The sequence below is a fragment of the Escherichia sp. GZ89 genome, from assembly GCF_019366485.1.
Lineage (GTDB): Bacteria > Pseudomonadota > Gammaproteobacteria > Enterobacterales > Enterobacteriaceae > Escherichia > Escherichia fergusonii.
Window position 1 is genome coordinate 1 of record NZ_JAEOHX010000001.1, and the last position, 18,169, is coordinate 18,169.

At 49.7% G+C, this 18,169-nt stretch carries 14 protein-coding genes, 1 tRNA gene and 3 pseudogenes; 7 read left to right on the forward strand and 11 right to left on the reverse strand.

Features of this window, described 5'->3' with window-relative positions:
- Positions 1–285: 285 nt before the first annotated feature.
- Positions 286–981, reverse strand: coding sequence for an aquaporin Z (gene aqpZ, locus K0335_RS00005; protein ID WP_219393682.1), 696 nt, complete (start codon positions 979–981; stop codon positions 286–288).
- 420 nt (positions 982–1,401) lie between these two features.
- Here aqpZ and K0335_RS00010 point away from each other — a divergent pair, with 420 nt between their 5' ends.
- The gene (locus K0335_RS00010) at positions 1,402–3,060 is read left to right on the forward strand and encodes an ATP-dependent endonuclease (RefSeq protein ID WP_000599778.1); all 1,659 of its coding nucleotides are present in this window, start codon (positions 1,402–1,404) and stop codon (positions 3,058–3,060) included.
- On the opposite strand, the gene K0335_RS00015 is transcribed toward K0335_RS00010, so the two are convergent.
- A complete protein-coding gene (locus K0335_RS00015; RefSeq protein ID WP_002431630.1) occupies positions 3,057–4,007 on the reverse strand; it encodes a VirK/YbjX family protein in 951 nt (316 codons plus the stop codon). The genes K0335_RS00010 and K0335_RS00015 overlap by 4 nt on opposite strands.
- Before the next feature lie 161 nt (positions 4,008–4,168).
- On the opposite strand from K0335_RS00015, the gene macA reads away from it, so the two are divergent.
- Both macA and macB read left to right on the forward strand, forming a co-directional pair.
- Positions 4,169–5,284 (forward strand): macrolide transporter subunit MacA, encoded by a 1,116-nt coding sequence (gene macA / locus K0335_RS00020; RefSeq protein WP_001242896.1) that lies wholly within the window; start codon positions 4,169–4,171, stop codon positions 5,282–5,284.
- Positions 5,281–7,227: a macrolide ABC transporter ATP-binding protein/permease MacB gene (gene macB / locus K0335_RS00025; RefSeq protein WP_046077412.1), complete on the forward strand. Its 1,947-nt coding sequence runs from the start codon at positions 5,281–5,283 to the stop codon at positions 7,225–7,227. Before macA ends, macB begins: the two co-directional genes overlap by 4 nt.
- Before the next feature lie 220 nt (positions 7,228–7,447).
- On the opposite strand, the gene cspD is transcribed toward macB, so the two are convergent.
- On the reverse strand, positions 7,448–7,669 hold the full coding sequence (gene cspD, locus K0335_RS00030) for a cold shock-like protein CspD (RefSeq protein WP_000410783.1): 222 nt from the start codon (positions 7,667–7,669) through the stop codon (positions 7,448–7,450).
- A gap of 155 nt (positions 7,670–7,824) precedes the next feature.
- Here cspD and K0335_RS22390 point away from each other — a divergent pair.
- The 3 genes and pseudogenes from K0335_RS22390 to clpA form a co-directional block, all read left to right on the forward strand.
- Positions 7,825–7,896 (forward strand): annotated as a pseudogene (locus tag K0335_RS22390) (hypothetical protein); the annotation flags it as partial.
- Positions 7,897–7,991: 95 nt separating this feature from the next.
- Positions 7,992–8,312 (forward strand): ATP-dependent Clp protease adapter ClpS, encoded by a 321-nt coding sequence (gene clpS, locus K0335_RS00035; RefSeq protein ID WP_000047741.1) that lies wholly within the window; start codon positions 7,992–7,994, stop codon positions 8,310–8,312.
- A 30-nt stretch (positions 8,313–8,342) separates the two neighbouring features.
- Positions 8,343–10,622 carry an ATP-dependent Clp protease ATP-binding subunit ClpA gene (gene clpA, locus K0335_RS00040; protein ID WP_000934073.1) on the forward strand — a complete coding sequence of 760 codons (2,280 nt, stop codon included), beginning with the start codon at positions 8,343–8,345 and terminating at the stop codon, positions 10,620–10,622.
- Between the two features lie 343 nt (positions 10,623–10,965).
- On the opposite strand, the gene K0335_RS00045 is transcribed toward clpA, so the two are convergent.
- The 8 genes and pseudogenes from K0335_RS00045 to trxB form a co-directional block, all read right to left on the reverse strand.
- A tRNA-Ser gene (locus K0335_RS00045) sits at positions 10,966–11,053 on the reverse strand.
- A gap of 253 nt (positions 11,054–11,306) precedes the next feature.
- The gene (gene infA / locus K0335_RS00050) at positions 11,307–11,525 is read right to left on the reverse strand and encodes a translation initiation factor IF-1 (protein ID WP_001040187.1); all 219 of its coding nucleotides are present in this window, start codon (positions 11,523–11,525) and stop codon (positions 11,307–11,309) included.
- Positions 11,453–11,605 (reverse strand): annotated as a pseudogene (locus tag K0335_RS22665) (hypothetical protein); the annotation flags it as partial. The pseudogene K0335_RS22665 and the gene infA, both read right to left, overlap by 73 nt.
- A gap of 59 nt (positions 11,606–11,664) precedes the next feature.
- Positions 11,665–11,809: pseudogene (locus K0335_RS22670) on the reverse strand (hypothetical protein); the annotation flags it as partial.
- Complete coding sequence (gene aat, locus K0335_RS00055; protein ID WP_001241690.1) at positions 11,810–12,514, reverse strand: leucyl/phenylalanyl-tRNA--protein transferase; 705 nt, start codon at positions 12,512–12,514, stop codon at positions 11,810–11,812. It lies immediately after the preceding pseudogene.
- A gap of 41 nt (positions 12,515–12,555) precedes the next feature.
- Positions 12,556–14,277 carry a cysteine/glutathione ABC transporter ATP-binding protein/permease CydC gene (gene cydC, locus K0335_RS00060; RefSeq protein ID WP_104919602.1) on the reverse strand — a complete coding sequence of 574 codons (1,722 nt, stop codon included), beginning with the start codon at positions 14,275–14,277 and terminating at the stop codon, positions 12,556–12,558.
- Positions 14,278–16,044: a cysteine/glutathione ABC transporter permease/ATP-binding protein CydD gene (gene cydD, locus K0335_RS00065; RefSeq protein ID WP_039020465.1), complete on the reverse strand. Its 1,767-nt coding sequence runs from the start codon at positions 16,042–16,044 to the stop codon at positions 14,278–14,280.
- Between the two features lie 122 nt (positions 16,045–16,166).
- Positions 16,167–17,132 (reverse strand): thioredoxin-disulfide reductase, encoded by a 966-nt coding sequence (trxB, locus tag K0335_RS00070; RefSeq protein WP_000537408.1) that lies wholly within the window; start codon positions 17,130–17,132, stop codon positions 16,167–16,169.
- A gap of 532 nt (positions 17,133–17,664) precedes the next feature.
- Here trxB and lrp point away from each other — a divergent pair.
- A complete protein-coding gene (lrp, locus tag K0335_RS00075) occupies positions 17,665–18,159 on the forward strand; it encodes a leucine-responsive transcriptional regulator Lrp (RefSeq protein WP_000228473.1) in 495 nt (164 codons plus the stop codon).
- Positions 18,160–18,169: the final 10 nt, after the last annotated feature.

An 18,169-nucleotide genomic window follows, 5' to 3' on the forward strand; every position in this document is an offset into this window, starting at 1 on the left:
CTACCCGTTTTATTACATAACTGAAGAAAGCATTGCATTCCGGGAGCGTCCATATATGTTACCTCGCGCCCGACCCGGTAGCCGCAAGGGATAAGTCGAGGGCACCGCGCAGCGGCGATTTTGTTCGCCAGAGCCCGGGGTGCAGGGGGCGGCGGCGATTGGCCGCCCCCTGCGCGCTCCTTGCGCCAGTGACTATATGTGGCTTAACACATCAAGGAGCGCAACAGGAAGATGAATCAATATATTTAAAAAAGGCCTGACATTGCGCCAGGCCTTCTGCGTTAATTAATCACGCTTTTCCAGCAGAGTCCGGTAAATCAGACCACCGATAATGCCGCCGACAATTGGCACCACCCAGAAGAACCACAGTTGTTCTAACGCCCAGCCGCCCTGGAAGATGGCAACCGCAGTACTGCGCGCCGGGTTAACGGAAGTGTTAGTCACCGGAATACTGATTAAGTGAATCAGCGTTAATGCCAGACCAATGGCAATTGGTGCAAAACCCACCGGAGCGAATTTGTCGGTTGCGCCGTGGATCACCAGCAAGAAACCTGCACTCAATACCAGTTCAACTACCAGCGCGGAAAGCATGGAATAACCGCCTGGTGAATGCTCGCCATAACCGTTAGACGCAAAACCACTGGCTGCCGCGTCAAAACCCGTTTTACCACTGGCAATTAAATACAGCAGCGCTGCTGCAACAATACCGCCGACAACCTGGGCAATTACGTAGCCAACGACTTCTTTTGCCGGAAAACGTCCGCCAGCCCATAAGCCAATAGTGACCGCCGGGTTAAAATGACCACCAGAAATATGACCAACAGCGAAGGCCATCGTCAGAACGGTTAAACCGAATGCCAGCGCCACGCCGGCAAAACCAATGCCTAATTCCGGGAAGCCTGCGGCCAGTACAGCACTACCGCAGCCACCAAAAACAAGCCAGAAAGTACCAAAACATTCAGCTGCTAATTTTCTGAACATATTTGCCTCAATAGATAAAATTAACCACAAGAAGTTTAAGGTAATTGTTTTTTAACATTTACGCAGAAGATACGTATAATTCAACATTATTGTAGAAACATGATTTATCACTTAACCAGTTAAATAAAACCACTAAGTTTGATTTAGAGCATAGTGATCGAGTTCATTGAACTGATTTATCTTAATCACAATTGTAGTTTGTCTTTATGTAAACAATGAATAGCTGAAAAATAAATAAACCATCTGGGGTAATCTACCTGGAAAAAGTAAATTATGAGAATAGTCTGAATGACTGAAAAATATAATTGTACATTTTTCAGTCGGTTGGCTCGCATAACTGTACTGCCGTCACGTTGAAGATGATTTTTTCCAGGTATACTGCTGGTAGCGTTAAGGAGAGGGATTTTATTTGGGGGATACATGATTCTTGAACGCGTTGAAATAGTTGGCTTTCGTGGTATCAATCGTCTGTCGCTGATGCTGGAACAAAATAATGTGCTGATCGGCGAGAACGCATGGGGTAAATCCAGCCTGCTGGATGCGCTGACTCTTTTATTATCTCCTGAATCAGATCTTTACCACTTTGACCGCGATGATTTTTGGTTTCCGCCAGGGGATGTTGGTGGGCGGGAACATCATCTGCAAATCATCCTTACTTTTCGTGAATCATTACCGGGACGGCATCGTGTGCGCCGTTATCAGCCATTGGCTGAGTGTTGGACGCCATGTCGTGATGGCTATCACCGGGTTTTCTATCGACTTGAAGGGGAAAGCCACGATGATGGTAGCGTAATGACCTTGCGTAGCTTCCTCGATGGCGACGGACATCCGTTGGCGATTGCTGATATTAATGAGCAGGCGAGGCATCTGGTACGGTTAATGCCAGTGCTTCGTTTGCGTGATGCCCGCTTTATGCGGCGCATTCGTAATGGCACGGTGCCAAACGTTCCCAATGTGGAAGTTACAGCGCGGGAACTGGATTATCTGGCTCGTGAACTGGCTACGCGCCCGCAAAACCTTACTGATGCGCAGATTCGACAGGGGTTGTCGGCAATGGTGCAACTGCTGGAGCACTATTTTTCCGAGCAAGGCGCAGGGCAGGCGCGCTATCGCCTGATGCGTCGTCGGGGCAATAATGATCAGCGTAGTTGGCGTTATCTCGACATCATTAACCGCATGATTGACCGCCCCGGTGGGCGAACGCATCGGGTGATTTTGTTGGGGCTGTTCTCCACTTTATTGCAGGCGAAAGGAACAATACGGCTGGACAGAGATGCCAGACCCTTGCTGCTGGTGGAAGATCCTGAAACGCGCTTGCATCCAATTATGCTCTCGGTCGCCTGGCAGTTACTAAACTTGTTGCCTCTGCAGCGTATTACCACCACGAACTCTGGTGAGTTGCTTTCTCTTACACCTGTTGAACACGTGTGCCGCCTGGTGCGTGAGTCTTCACGTGTCGCTGCATGGCGTCTGGGGCCAGGGGGATTGAGTGCTGAAGATGGCCGACGGATTGCTTTTCATATTCGCTTTAACCGTGCTTCTTCACTGTTTGCCCGCTGCTGGTTGCTGGTGGAGGGGGAAACAGAAACCTGGGTCATCAATGAACTGGCCCGTCAGTGTGGTCATCACTTTGACGCTGAGGGGATTAAAGTGATTGAGTTTGCTCAGTCAGGTCTAAAACCGTTGGTAAAATTTGCCCGTCGAATGGGGATCGAATGGCATGTTCTGGTTGATGGTGATGAGGCCGGGAAAAAATATGCCGCTACAGTGCGCAGCTTGCTTAACAATGATCGTGATGCCGAACATGAACATTTGACTGCATTGCCCGCACTGGATATGGAACATTTTATGTATCGGCAGGGCTTTTCTGATGTCTTTCATCGGGTGGCGCAAATTCCGCAAAATGTACCGATGAATATGCGCAAAATTATCTCGAAGGCGATCCATCGCTCTTCGAAACCCGATCTTGCCATCGAAGTGGCTATGGAAGCCGGACGACGTGGTGTTGATGCAGTGCCAGTATTGTTTAAGAAAATGTTCTCCAGGGTGGTATGGCTGGCACGCGGCCGGGCAGATTAAGCATGAAATAGCATCGACATCTGTTCTTCAATGGTATCGAGCAAAAGATAGCGCCGACGGTATTCCGCACGTTTTTTGCTCGCTATTTCTGCCATATCTTTGCGCGGTATTTTCGCCGGGATATGGTAAAAATGCTGTTTATCGCACTCACCGCCCACCGCGGCCCAGAATGCATTGTAATCAGCATGAATTTTTTCATCTTTATCCCGGTAACGCAGGCTGCGGTAAATATGTGTTTCGTTGCTGACCGCGAGAATTTGTTCAACTCTCAGGCGATTCGCAAGGCGACACGCAGCTTCCAGAACCAGACGTTTAGGAAATAGCCCCGAGCAGGCTTTTGTCGCATCCTGAATTGCCTGATGAGGAATTTCTGGTTTCGCGCCTTGCAGCCCACCAATAAACAGCGTTCTTTTGCCCTGGTACTCACACAGTGTAAACGTGATTTCTGCCAGCGGAATACCTTCATCATTTCGCAAGAGGATCGTACTGTCGCCTTCTTTGTCCATAGAGATCATCATGGTCAATTCCAGCGTATAGCGTTCGCCATTTTTGCCTTCCAGCTGCGCCAGTTGCAGGCCTGGAGTATTCAGATAGCAATTGAATTCTTCGGCTGACATTACGTTACGTAATAAGGCATAGTGATAGCGCAACGCCGCAAGCAATTGTTGACGGTTAAAACTCACCGTCAGATAGGGACGATGGAGACGAACAGGTAGCCGTGGCTGGCGCACCAGTAACGCGTTAATATGCGGCATCTGGCAGAGTTCATTCATCCACTCAATGCTAAGTCGTGGCATAAGCAATGACCGCAGCAAAAATTTTTGGCGGAATTTGCGTCGATGCCAAAATTTACCAGGACGCAATTCGCCGCTTGCCAGACGGAAGAAAAGGGTCCGACTGTTTAGAGATTTGCCAGGAGAAAAGGTATTTTCAGTTAGCTGCGACATATTCACCAGTCCAATATAAAGTCGTAGCCCAATTCCAGCATTGACAAACTTAACCAAAAATCAATAAAGCGATTACTCACCGTGACTTTGTGGTTTTGTTGATGTTTGGTTGAAGTTTTACTGTTCATACAGGTGAGAACGACGATGAATTCAGGAGCTGTATGCGAATGAGGGAAAGGTTTAAAAAACGTTATCTGATAGCAGCCATTGTTATTTTGGGTGGGCTTATGGTGCTCTGGAAAACGCTGAATGCGCCAGAGCCGAAATATCAGACATTAATTGTGCGCCCAGGAGAGCTACAGCAAAGTGTGCTGGCCACCGGAAAGCTGGATGCATTACGTAAAGTCGATGTTGGTGCACAGGTGAGCGGTCAGTTGAAAACGCTGTCGGTAGCTATTGGTGACAAAGTCAAAAAAGATCAGCTACTGGGGATTATCGATCCTGAACAGGCGCAAAACCAGATTAAAGAAGTGGAAGCGACGCTAATGGAGCTGCGGGCGCAACGTCAGCAGGCCGAGGCCGAACTGAAACTGGCACGGGTAACGTTATCCCGCCAACAGAAACTGGCGCAAACCCAGGCAATCTCACAACAGGATCTGGATACCGCAGTGACAGAGTTGGCGGTGAAGCAGGCTCAGATTGGCACTATCGATGCGCAAATCAAACGTAATCAGGCATCACTGGATACCGCTAAAACTAATCTCGATTACACCCGAATTGTGGCCCCGATGGCTGGCGAAGTGACGCAAATCACCACGCTTCAAGGCCAGACGGTCATTGCTGCTCAGCAGGCTCCAAACATTCTGACGCTGGCAGATATGAGCACTATGTTGGTAAAGGCTCAGGTTTCAGAAGCGGATGTTATTCATCTAAAACCGGGGCAAAAGGCATGGTTCACTGTGTTGGGCGATCCACAAACACGTTACGAGGGGCGAATCAAAGATGTTCTGCCGACCCCAGAAAAAGTTAACGATGCTATTTTTTATTACGCCCGTTTTGAGGTGCCAAATCCGCAAGGCGTGCTGCGTCTCGATATGACAGCCCAGGTGCATATTCAGCTTGCCGAAGTAAAAAATGTACTGACTATTCCGCTGTCTGCACTGGGCGATCCCGTGGGAGATAACCGTTATAAAGTCACTTTGTTACGCAATGGCGAAACCCGGGAACGGGAAGTGGTTATTGGTGCCCGTAACGACACCGATGTGGAAATTGTTAAAGGACTGGAAGCGGGCGACGAAGTGGTGATCGGTGAAGGGAATCCCGGAGCAGCAAAATGACGCCACTGCTTGAACTCAGTAATATCCGCCGCAGCTTCCCATCAGGCGAAGACGTGGTTGAGGTGCTTAAAGGGATCAACCTGACAATCAATGCCGGGGAGATGGTGGCGATTGTTGGTGCGTCTGGTTCCGGCAAGTCAACACTGATGAATATCCTCGGTTGTCTGGATAAACCCACCAGCGGTATTTATAAAGTGGCGGGTCAGGATGTTTCCACACTGGATAGTGACTCACTGGCGCAACTTCGCCGCGAACATTTTGGCTTTATTTTCCAGCGTTATCATTTGTTGTCACACCTTACGGCGCTTCAAAACGTGGAAGTACCCGCTGTCTATGCTGGTATTGAGCGTAAACAGCGAGAAGCGCGGGCGCAGGCATTATTGCAACGCCTCGGATTAGGCGAACGCGTGGATTATCGTCCGGCACAACTTTCTGGCGGGCAACAGCAGCGAGTCAGTATTGCCCGTGCGCTGATGAATGGCGGTCAGGTTATTTTAGCCGACGAACCTACCGGGGCGTTGGACAGCCATTCAGGTGAAGAAGTAATGGCGATTCTTCACCAACTGCGTGAGCGTGGGCATACGGTGATTATTGTCACCCATGATCCCCATGTTGCGGCACAGGCTGAACGGGTGATCGAAATTCGTGATGGCGAAATCGTGAGTAATCCCCCAGCGAAAAATAGCGCTATTGCACAAACTTTTTCAGACTCATCAGCACAACCCCGTTCTGGCTGGCGACAGTTTATTGCTGGCTTTCGCGAAGCTCTGACTATGGCCTGGCTGGCATTAGCAACCAATAAAATGCGCACTTTACTCACAATGCTCGGCATTATTATTGGTATTGCGTCGGTCGTATCGATTGTGGTGGTCGGAGATGCAGCAAAGCAAATGGTGTTAGCGGATATCCGCTCCATTGGTACAAATACAATTGATATCTATCCGGGAAAGGATTTTGGGGATGACGATCCTCAGTATCAACAGGCATTAAAATATGACGATCTGGCGGCCATCCAAAAACAATCATGGGTTGCTTCCGCGACGCCAGCAGTATCGCAAAATGTTCGACTGCGTTATGGCAATATCGATGTGGCGGCTGCAGCTAATGGTGTCAGTGGCGATTATTTTAATGTTTACGGCATGACGTTCAGTGAAGGGAATACCTTTAACAAAGAACAACTCAATGCCAGGGCGCAAGTTGTGGTACTCGACAATAATACCCGCCGACAACTTTTTCCCCATAAAGCAAACGTTGTGGGGGAGGTCATCCTGGTCGGTAACATGCCTGCTACGGTGATTGGGGTCGCTGAAGAAAAGCAGTCGATGTTTGGCAGCAGTAAAATACTTCGTGTGTGGTTGCCCTATAGCACAATGGCAAGCCGGGTGATGGGGCAGTCCTGGCTGAACTCCATTACTGTAAGAGTGAAAGAGGGCTATGACAGCGCTCAGGCAGAACAGCAATTAACGCGCTTAATGACTTTGCGCCATGGTAAAAAAGATTTCTTTACCTGGAACATGGACGGCATTCTTAAAACCGCTGAAAAAACCACTCGCACTTTACAACTCTTTTTAACTCTGGTGGCGGTCATTTCACTGGTTGTCGGTGGGATTGGTGTGATGAACATTATGCTGGTTTCTGTTACCGAGCGAACGCGTGAAATCGGTATCCGAATGGCAGTAGGCGCGCGTGCCAGTGATGTTCTCCAGCAGTTTCTGATAGAGGCTGTCATGGTATGTCTGGTTGGTGGTGCACTGGGGATCTGTTTATCGTTATTGATCGCGTTCACATTGCAACTCTTCCTGCCTGGTTGGGAAATTGGCTTCTCGCCAGTGGCGCTCTTAACGGCATTTTTGTGTTCTACAATTACCGGTATATTGTTCGGCTGGTTACCGGCACGAAATGCCTCACGACTGGACCCGGTAGAAGCGTTGGCCCGCGAATGAGTCATGTCGGAAGAGGTCAGATCTATAGCAGGAAGAGCTACACTCATCATACTTCAGGCTGCATGTGCTGTGCCTGCGGATTTGTCTTTCACCCCAGCCGCTTACGGCAGCCAGGCTCCTGCAACGCGAATTACTTAGAGTATGCAAGAACCAGAAATAAAAATGCCAGCCGATGGGGCTGGCATTTTGTTTGAGTGATGTACACAATGAAACTGATCACCTATGCAATGGCTTCAGCTTCATAGGGTACAATGACGCTGGCATGATTGCCTTTTGGTCCCTGAGTAACATCAAACTGGACTGGTTGGCCAGCTTTTAACGTTCTGTAACCATCCATTTTTATTGTGGAGTAATGCGCGAAAATATCTTCGCCTCCACCTTCAGGGCAAATAAAACCGAACCCTTTTGCATTGTTGAACCACTTAACAGTACCCTTTTCCATGCTTCGACATCCTTCGTAAATCTTATACAGGTAAGATGGAATGAATCAGTGGTGGAGTGGAGGGGGATGTGCAAAACCTCGCCAGCTCTCGTGATACAATTTAGAGAAATAAGGCGTTGCGTCAAGCGGGATACAACGTAGAAAGGGTAAAAAAGAATCAAAAATTTGAAGCAGTTAACGCTATTGCCGGGAATGTGACAGATGTCGCGGATGCCAATGATAGATGATAGTTATCTATTAGATGGAGTAAATTGATAATTCTTATCCGCTCATGTCAGGTGCAGGCGCTGCCGATAACCGTAACTGAAGATGATCACTGACAATGAGTAAAACTAACGACTGGCTCGATTTTGACCAACTGGCGGAAGACAAAGTTCGCGACGCGCTAAAACCGCCATCTATGTATAAAGTGATATTAGTCAATGATGATTACACTCCGATGGAGTTTGTTATTGACGTGTTACAAAAATTCTTTTCTTATGATGTAGAACGTGCAACACAACTGATGCTTACTGTTCACTATCAAGGCAAAGCCATTTGCGGCGTCTTTACTGCTGAAGTCGCGGAAACCAAAGTGGCGATGGTGAACAACTATGCGAGGGAGAACGAGCATCCATTGTTGTGTACGCTGGAAAAAGCCTGAATGCAGGCATAAAAATTGGGGGAGGTGCCTATGCTCAATCAAGAACTGGAACTCAGTTTAAACATGGCTTTCGCCAGAGCGCGCGAGCACCGTCATGAGTTTATGACCGTCGAGCACTTGTTACTGGCGCTGCTCAGTAACCCTTCTGCGCGTGAAGCGCTGGAAGCGTGTTCTGTCGATCTGGTAGCGCTCCGTCAGGAGTTAGAAGCCTTTATTGAACAAACCACACCCGTACTGCCTGCCAGTGAAGAAGAGCGTGATACCCAGCCGACGCTAAGTTTTCAGCGTGTGCTGCAACGCGCCGTCTTCCATGTTCAGTCCTCCGGGCGTAGTGAAGTTACCGGTGCTAATGTGCTGGTTGCCATCTTTAGCGAACAGGAATCTCAGGCGGCTTACCTGCTGCGTAAACATGAAGTCAGCCGCCTTGACGTGGTTAACTTTATTTCCCACGGGACGCGTAAAGATGAGCCGAGTCAGTCCTCTTCTGATTCCGCAAGCCAGCCAGGTAGCGAAGAGCAAACGGGCGGGGAGGATCGGATGGAGAATTTCACGACTAATCTCAACCAACTTGCTCGCGTAGGGGGGATCGACCCTCTGATTGGTCGCGAAAAAGAGCTGGAGCGCGCGATTCAGGTTCTTTGCCGTAGACGGAAAAATAACCCGCTGCTGGTGGGGGAATCTGGTGTCGGTAAAACTGCAATCGCCGAAGGGTTGGCCTGGCGTATCGTTCAGGGCGACGTACCGGAAGTAATGGCCGATTGCACTATCTATTCACTGGATATCGGTTCGTTACTGGCTGGCACCAAATATCGTGGTGACTTTGAAAAACGCTTTAAAGCGTTGCTCAAACAACTGGAGCAGGATACCAACAGCATTCTGTTTATCGATGAGATCCATACGATCATTGGTGCGGGCGCAGCTTCCGGTGGCCAGGTGGATGCAGCTAACCTGATCAAACCTTTGCTTTCCAGCGGCAAGATCCGGGTGATCGGCTCCACAACTTATCAGGAATTCAGCAATATTTTCGAAAAAGACCGTGCTCTGGCGCGTCGCTTCCAGAAAATTGATATTACCGAGCCGTCCATTGACGAAACGGTACAAATCATTAATGGCCTGAAGCCGAAATATGAAGCGCACCACGATGTGCGGTATACCGCAAAAGCGATTCGTGCGGCGGTGGAACTGGCGGTGAAATACATTAACGACCGTCATCTGCCGGATAAAGCCATTGACGTTATCGATGAAGCGGGCGCTCGTGCACGTCTGATGCCAGTGAGCAAACGCAAGAAAACGGTTAATGTTGCAGATATTGAGTCTGTGGTCGCGCGTATTGCCCGTATACCAGAGAAGAGTGTTTCTCAGAGTGATCGTGACACGCTGAAGAGCCTGGGTGATCGCCTGAAAATGCTGGTGTTTGGTCAGGACAAAGCGATAGAAGCGTTAACAGAGGCGATCAAAATGTCCCGTGCAGGTCTGGGGCATGATCATAAACCCGTTGGCTCGTTTCTCTTTGCCGGGCCAACCGGGGTAGGGAAAACCGAAGTAACGGTGCAGTTGGCTAAAGCGCTGGGGATTGAGCTGCTGCGGTTTGATATGTCCGAGTATATGGAACGTCATACTGTTAGCCGTCTGATTGGTGCGCCTCCGGGATACGTTGGTTTTGATCAGGGTGGTCTGCTGACCGATGCGGTAATCAAGCATCCGCACGCGGTACTCCTGCTGGACGAAATCGAGAAAGCGCATCCAGACGTGTTCAACATTCTGTTGCAGGTGATGGATAACGGTACGCTGACCGATAACAACGGACGCAAAGCAGACTTCCGTAACGTGGTATTGGTGATGACCACCAACGCTGGGGTACGAGAAACTGAGCGTAAATCGATTGGTCTTATCCACCAGGACAACAGCACCGATGCGATGGAAGAGATCAAGAAGATCTTTACGCCGGAATTCCGTAACCGTCTCGACAACATTATCTGGTTCGATCATCTGTCAACCGACGTGATCCATCAGGTAGTGGATAAGTTCATCGTCGAGTTACAGGTTCAGTTGGATCAGAAAGGGGTTTCCCTGGAAGTGAGTCAGGAAGCGCGTAACTGGCTTGCTGAGAAAGGTTACGACCGGGCGATGGGCGCACGTCCGATGGCACGTGTCATCCAGGACAACCTGAAAAAACCGCTCGCTAACGAACTGCTGTTTGGTTCGCTGGTGGATGGCGGTCAGGTCACCGTCGCGCTGGATAAAGAGAAAAATGAGCTGACCTACGGGTTCCAGAGTGCGCAAAAGCACAAACCGGAAGCAGCGCATTAATCTGATTGTCAGGTAGGATGATGAAGTCCGTAATCTCGTCAGGGGTTACGGACTTTTTGTTTATGGGGGGAGGTGGTCCAGACCTTTTTTTTGATGATGATAGTAAGTTGTTGATAATTAATGCTGCGGGAAGGTAAGGATAAAAAAGGGTTGCAGCAGGAAAATGAGATGGTTTTGCTTTATTAACAACGGGCTAAACGTGTAGTATTTGAGTTCACTGCCGTACAGGCAGCTTAGAAATTCACTGGTAACATACTCCACCCGCCCACCATGTTCACTGCCGTACAGGCAGATAAAATGCGAAAAAAAAGCTCGTACTTTCGTACGAGCTCTTCTTTAAATATGGCGGTGAGGGGGGGATTCGAACCCCCGATACGTTGCCGTATACACACTTTCCAGGCGTGCTCCTTCAGCCACTCGGACACCTCACCAAATTGTTTGGCTGCCAAACCTCATGGGTGGCAACGGGGCGCTACTATAGGGAGTTGGAGTAAAACGGTCAAGAAGAATTTTAATGATAATTATTGTTTGCTCATACTGTAAACAAGTTGTGCAGTATATCTACATCGAGACAAGTTACGGACTTATACTTGCAAAGTACTTCATACATATCACAAAATAAAAAGGTCGGTTAAACCGACCTTTTACGCATTCTTTCTCTTCGCCCATCAGGCGGTAAAACAATCAGCGACTACGGAAGACAATGCGGCCTTTGCTCAGGTCGTACGGGGTCAGCTCAACAGTCACTTTGTCGCCCGTCAGGATGCGGATGTAGTTTTTACGCATTTTACCGGAGATGTGTGCAGTAACCACGTGACCGTTTTCTAACTCTACGCGGAACATGGTATTAGGCAACGTTTCAAGAACGGTACCTTGCATTTCAATATTGTCTTCTTTGGCCATCTAATCCTCTGGGGTATCACTACCGTAATTTGAACCGGCAAGATAATGCCGAAGTTCTGTAAATAAGTAAAGATTTGCGCGCTAAATCGCAACAAACAGGTTCGGCACATTACTCCGAAAACACACGGCTAAGTCGCACCAAAAGCGCAACGTATAAGGGAGCGGTGAGATAAACGATGGGCGTTACCTGACGCGAAAAATTCCTTATCGGCAGCGGGGTAATGAGCGTAACCAACTCTGCGACCGCAATTATAACACTCTGGGGAGAAATGTGCCGAAAACATTCATTCTTGTGGTGAAAACAAGCACCGTGGTACCCAGAAATTATTCGGCAATCGTCCGAGGCGCATTTGATTGAGATAATTTAGATAATCCCGGCGGGGAATTTCGCAGGCACCAAGCGAAGCTGTGTGATCGTTAAGGACCTGGCAGTCGATAAGTTTGCCACCGTGACGGATAAATTCATCACAGAAGACCAGTAGCGCCGTTTTGGACGCGTTTTCCATCCGGCTGAACATGGACTCGCCACAAAATAGCGTTCCCTGGGCCACGCCGTACATACCGCCGACAAGCTCATCTTTACGCCAGACTTCAATGGAGTGGGCATGACCGAGTTCGTGAAGGCGATGGTAGGCTTCGACCACGCCACGCGTGATCCAGGTTCCTTCTTCGCGATCGCTGGCACAGCCTTCAATGACCTGACCAAAGGCGTAATTCATCGTGACGCGATAGGGCGAGCGTTTATGAAATCGTTTCATACTACGGCTGATATGTAATGATTCAGGCCATAGCACCGCGCGGGGATCGGGCGACCACCAGAGGATGGGGTCGCCTGGAGAAAACCACGGGAAAATACCACGCTGATACGCCATTAACAGGCGCGCAGGGCTAAGATCGCCCCCCAGTGCCAGCAGGCCGTTAGGCTCACGTAATGCGCCTTCCGGGGAAGGGAAGGCTATTGAATGGCGAGAAAGCTGAACCAGGCGCATGACCGCAAAACTCCACGCAAGTCGGATCGTTCAATAATAGCTTACAAACCCTGCTTAAACTGGTAATAACGCCCCTGTCGGGCAAGCAGTTCTGCGTGAGTACCTTGCTCAATAATTTGCCCGTTGTCCATCACTATTATTTGCTGGAAACGAGAGAGCCCGCGAAGTCGATGGGTGACCATTAACACCGTTTTCTCACGCATCATTTCTGCAAGTAATTCAAGGATCTGACTTTCAGTTGTGGCATCTAAGCCTTCGGTAGGTTCATCCAGCAATACCAGTGGCGCATCATGTAACAGCGCACGGGCGATAGCCAGACGGCGCAGTTCACCACCGGAGAGCTGGCGTCCGCCTTCACCTAACCAACTGTTGAGACCTGCATCCTCGAGCAGCTTCTCCAGACCAACTCGACGCAAGATCTCCGCCAAAACTTCATCACTACTGCCAGGGGAGGCGAGTAACAGATTATCACGCAGTGTGGCGCTAAACAGATGCACTCGCTGTGGCACAACGCTGATGGTCTGTCGTAGAGTTGCTTCGTTCAGGCTGGCTATGGGGCTATCGTTAATTAAAATCTCGCCCTGTTGCGGGTCCCATGCGCGGGTCAGCAGTTGTAACAATGTTGATTTACCGCATCCGGTTCGCCCGAGAATCGCCATATGTTCTCCAGCGTTTACCTGAAGAGAAATCCCTTTAAGTGCCTGTTGGGACTGCTCCGGATAAGTGAACTGAACATCCCGTAACGTCAGCGAAACGCAATCGGCAACACGAGTTTGGGTATCAGGGAAGGTGACTTCAGGTTTTTGATCCGTTAAATCGGTGATCCGTACGGCAGAGGCAATGACTTGCCCCAGATGCTGAAATGCACCCGTTACTGGTGCCAGTGCTTCAAACGCGGCTAACGCACAGAAGACAAACAGGGCAATTAACGCGCCTGGTTGAGAATTGCCGCCAACGCCGCCAGACGCCATCCACAGCATCAGGATCACCGCTAACGCGCCAATTAACAGCATTATTGCTTGCGACAAAGCTGTCAGTTCAGATTGACGGCGTTGCGCTTCCAGCCACTGAATTTCAGTATTCTCTAATTGCGTGCGATAACGATCGCTGGCACCAAAAATGGTCAGCTCAGCTTGCCCTTGCAGCCAGGCTGTTAGTTGTTGGCGATACTGCCCGCGAAGATGAGTCAGATTTTGCCCGGTGCTTTTTCCCGCACGATAAAACAGCGGTGGCATCAGGAAAAGCGTCAGTAACATAATGCCACCCAGCGTAAAGGCGAGGGTGAAATCAAGAAAACTTAACCCGATAGTCACCACCATAATCACTACAAAAGCGCCCACCAGCGGCGAGATAACGCGCAGGTAAAGATGATCGAGCGTATCAACATCCGCCACGACGCGGTTGAGCAATTCGCCCTGACGATAGCGCGCCAGTCCGGCTGGGGAGAGGGGGAGCAATTTGCTGAAGGTGTAAATGCGCAGATGCTGCAACACGCGGAAAGTCGCGTCATGGCTCACCAGACGTTCAAAATAGCGCCCGGCAGTACGGGTGATTGCTGCGCCACGCACGCCCGCAGCGGGTAGCATATAGTTGAAGCTGTACAGTCCTGCAACGCCCGCCACTGCTGAGGCGGAGAGGAACCAGCCGGAAAGTGTCAACAGACCGATACTGGCGAGCAGTGTGAGAATTGCCAGTACGATGCCAAGGCTTAACATCCATTTATGGCGTTTATACAGTGCCAGATAGGGTAGCAAAGCGCGCATTTAAATCTCCTCCTGACGATGGGCCAGCAATGTGGCAAAAGGACCGTTAGCCACGCTTAATTCCGCGTAACGTCCTTGCTCGATAATCTGACCATCCTGCATTACCCAAATGACATCCCAGTCCGCAAGATCTTCTAACTGGTGGGTGACCATTAACGTTGTCTGGCGCAGAGAGGCGGCATTCAGCGCCTCCATTACGCGCTGTTCACTGTGAGCATCAAGGCTTGCTGCGGGTTCATCCAACAGTAATAGCGAACAGGGATTCAGTAATGCACGCGCCACCGCCACACGTTGTGCCTGGCCTACGGAAAGGCGGGCAGCCTGGTCGCCAACAGGCGTATCAACTCCTTGTGGCAGGAGCGGTAGAAACTCACTGACCCACGCGTTATCCAGTGCTGTTTGTAACTCTTGTTCGCTGGCATCAGGTCGTGCCAGCAGTACGTTATCTCGTAGTGTTGCTGCTGGTAATTGTGGATTTTGACCAACCCAGGAGAGATGCTTACGCCATGATTCTGGTGATAAATCACGTAATTCTATTCCGTTGATTCGTAGCGATCCCTGATATGAAAGAAAACCGGAAAGCGCATTCAGTAGTGAGCTTTTACCTGAACCGCTACGACCAACCAACACCGCTCGTTGGCCTGCTGGCAAAGTAAAGTTCAACGGACCTGCCAGCGTTTTACCTTCCGGCGACGTGATAAACAGATCCTCGGCTTCAATGGTCACCGGATCGGCCGACGTTAATTCAGCCTCACCGCGCTGCGGATGGGCGAGCGGGGTTTCCATAAACGTTTTCAGACTGTCTGCCGCGCCAACAGCCTGGGCTTTAGCATGATAAAACGTACCCAGATCGCGCAATGGCTGGAAAAACTCCGGCGCAAGGATCAGGGCCAGAAACCCCGCAGCCAGCGTCACGCCAGTATCGTAGTGCCCAAAATCCAGCTCACCGAGATAGGAAAAACCAAAGTAGACCGCGACCAGAGCAATTGACAGCGAGGTAAAAAATTCAAGAATGCCGGAGGATAAAAACGCCAGCCGTAGCACTTCCATTGTCCGTTGGCGGAAATCTTCCGAAGCAGAACGAATACTTTCAATTTCAGCTTCGCCACGACCAAAAATACGCAATGTTTCCATGCCGCGCAGGCGATCAAGAAAATGCCCACTTAAGCGAGCAAGAGCGAGAAAGTTACGTCGGTTAGCATCGGCAGCCCCCATTCCAACCAGCGCCATAAACAAGGGAATTAACGGTGCAGTACCCAACAGAATGAGTGCCGCAGCCCAGTTAGAGGGGAAGATAGCCACCACAATCAGCAGCGGCACCGATACCGCCAGCGCCATTTGTGGCAGGTAGCGTGCATAGTAATCATGCATATCGTCAATTTGCTCGAGTACCAGCGTCGCCCAACTCCCTGCCGGTTTCCCCTGAATCCATGCTGGCCCTGCTTGTTGCAGACGGTCGAGAACCTGACGGCGGATGGCAAAGCGGATATGCTGCCCGGCGTGATAACCCACCCGTTCTCGTAACCAGACCACCCATGCGCGCAGTACAAAGGTCAGAACCAGTAACGTAAAGGGAAGCAGCAGGGCTTCACGGGGAATATTCTCCATAATCATATGTTGCAGAATTCGCGCCATGAACCAGGCCTGGGCAATGATCAATATGCCGCTCACAAAGCCCAGCAGACGAGAAATATTCAGCCAACGTTGGGAGATGACGCTTTGCTGTTTTAACCAGCGGGTTAACTCTTTTTGACGGGATTTATTCATTGCACGCTTAGCAGGTGAGTTATCAGAATTATTTGCAGAGCAATGTTACAACGGGGAAAAAATAAAGGCGACCCATAGTCGCATGGTGTCGCCTTCTTTACTTTTGTTACTGATTTGTAAAATTATTTTGCGTCAGCTAAACCATCGAGGTAGCGTTCCGCATCAAGTGCCGCCATGCAGCCTGTACCGGCCGAGGTAATAGCCTGGCGATAAATATGATCCATCACGTCGCCTGCGGCAAATACGCCAGGGATGCTGGTCTGGGTGGCATTACCATGAATACCCGACTGCACTTTGATATAGCCGTTTTCCAGTTCCAGCTGCCCTTCGAAAATAGCCGTGTTCGGGCTGTGGCCGATAGCCACAAACAGACCGGCAACGTCGAGTGACTCGATGTTATCGCTGTTTTGTGTATCGCGCAGACGAACGCCAGTGACGCCCATCTGATCGCCGGTCACTTCTTCCAGCGTACGGTTGGTGTGCAGAATGATGTTGCCGTTTTCCACTTTATCCATCAGACGTTTAATGAGGATTTTTTCCGCGCGGAAACTGTCACGACGGTGGATAAGATGCACTTCCGAAGCGATGTTAGACAGATACAGCGCCTCTTCAACCGCGGTATTGCCGCCGCCGATGACCGCAACTTTCTGGTTACGATAGAAGAAACCGTCGCAGGTTGCACAGGCAGAAACCCCACGCCCTTTAAAGGCTTCTTCAGAGGGCAGGCCGAGATAGCGAGCAGAAGCTCCAGTGGCAATAATCAGCGCATCGCAAGTGTATTCGCCGCTATCGCCAGTCAGACGGAACGGTCGATTCTGCAAATCTACTTTGCTGATGTGATCAAAAATGATTTCAGTTTCAAATTTAGCGGCATGTTCGTGCATGCGCTCCATTAATAACGGACCGGTCAGATCGTTTGGATCGCCTGGCCAGTTTTCCACTTCCGTGGTGGTGGTCAGTTGGCCGCCTTTTTCCATGCCGGTAATCAGCACGGGTTGCAGGTTGGCGCGCGCCGCGTAGACAGCAGCGGTGTATCCCGCCGGGCCTGAACCCAGGATAAGCAGTTTACTGTGTTTGGTCGTGCCCATGAGATCCCCATAGTTGTTGGCAGACAATGGACAGGATTGTAGGGAATTTACAGACGTAAAAAAAGAGTATGACGATTTTGTTAACAATTTGTGCAATAGTCACAATCAATTAAATTGCGTTTTTCATAATTCATATGAATTAAATCGTCGATTAAGGTGGCGACAATATGATGCTTCAGTACTGTACGTAATGAATATCTGGCATGTTGTACTAAAAATCGATGTTTTGCTTTGACAATCCGCTGCTGTTTTGCGAAAACATTCGAGGAAGAAAAAAATAACATCAGGTTGATACTGCATAACCATGCATGTAATCACCATGTTTACCGTGCTAGCGAAATCTACGTATGGTGTGGACAGACGCCATTCGTGATGTCGATAGCAGCTCTTAAGCAACGGTCTTCTCACCATTCCCCAGGCAATTTGCGCCGTTAATTCATAATTTCGGTTCATTGCGGTGGGCAGCGACTCTGGACATTGATGTCAGAAGAGTCAGACAGGAGTAGGGAAGGAATACAGAGAGACAATAATAATGGTAGATAGCAAGAAGCGCCCTGGTAAAGATCTCGACCGCATTGATCGTAACATTCTTAATGAGTTGCAAAAGGATGGGCGTATTTCTAACGTCGAGCTTTCTAAAAGAGTGGGACTTTCTCCGACGCCTTGCCTTGAGCGTGTGCGCCGTCTGGAAAGACAAGGTTTTATTCAGGGTTACACTGCGTTGTTAAACCCACATTATCTTGATGCATCACTTCTGGTCTTTGTTGAGATTACTCTGAATCGTGGTGCGCCGGATGTGTTTGAACAATTTAACACCGCAGTGCAAAAACTTGAAGAAATTCAAGAGTGTCATCTAGTATCCGGTGATTTTGACTATCTGTTGAAAACACGCGTACCGGATATGTCAGCGTATCGTAAACTCCTTGGGGAAACCCTGTTGCGCTTGCCTGGCGTAAATGACACGCGTACGTACGTGGTAATGGAAGAAGTCAAGCAGAGTAATCGTCTGGTCATTAAGACACGCTAACACGGAACAG

Coding starts and splice junctions, on each gene's coding strand:
- aqpZ (WP_219393682.1), bottom strand. CDS start 981: ATGTTCAGAAAATTAGCAGCTGAATGTTTTGGTACTTTCTGGCTTGTT.
- K0335_RS00010 (WP_000599778.1), top strand. CDS start 1,402: ATGATTCTTGAACGCGTTGAAATAGTTGGCTTTCGTGGTATCAATCGT.
- K0335_RS00015 (WP_002431630.1), bottom strand. CDS start 4,007: ATGTCGCAGCTAACTGAAAATACCTTTTCTCCTGGCAAATCTCTAAAC.
- macA (WP_001242896.1), top strand. CDS start 4,169: ATGCGAATGAGGGAAAGGTTTAAAAAACGTTATCTGATAGCAGCCATT.
- macB (WP_046077412.1), top strand. CDS start 5,281: ATGACGCCACTGCTTGAACTCAGTAATATCCGCCGCAGCTTCCCATCA.
- cspD (WP_000410783.1), bottom strand. CDS start 7,669: ATGGAAAAGGGTACTGTTAAGTGGTTCAACAATGCAAAAGGGTTCGGT.
- clpS (WP_000047741.1), top strand. CDS start 7,992: ATGAGTAAAACTAACGACTGGCTCGATTTTGACCAACTGGCGGAAGAC.
- clpA (WP_000934073.1), top strand. CDS start 8,343: ATGCTCAATCAAGAACTGGAACTCAGTTTAAACATGGCTTTCGCCAGA.
- infA (WP_001040187.1), bottom strand. CDS start 11,525: ATGGCCAAAGAAGACAATATTGAAATGCAAGGTACCGTTCTTGAAACG.
- aat (WP_001241690.1), bottom strand. CDS start 12,514: ATGCGCCTGGTTCAGCTTTCTCGCCATTCAATAGCCTTCCCTTCCCCG.
- cydC (WP_104919602.1), bottom strand. CDS start 14,277: ATGCGCGCTTTGCTACCCTATCTGGCACTGTATAAACGCCATAAATGG.
- cydD (WP_039020465.1), bottom strand. CDS start 16,044: ATGAATAAATCCCGTCAAAAAGAGTTAACCCGCTGGTTAAAACAGCAA.
- trxB (WP_000537408.1), bottom strand. CDS start 17,132: ATGGGCACGACCAAACACAGTAAACTGCTTATCCTGGGTTCAGGCCCG.
- lrp (WP_000228473.1), top strand. CDS start 17,665: ATGGTAGATAGCAAGAAGCGCCCTGGTAAAGATCTCGACCGCATTGAT.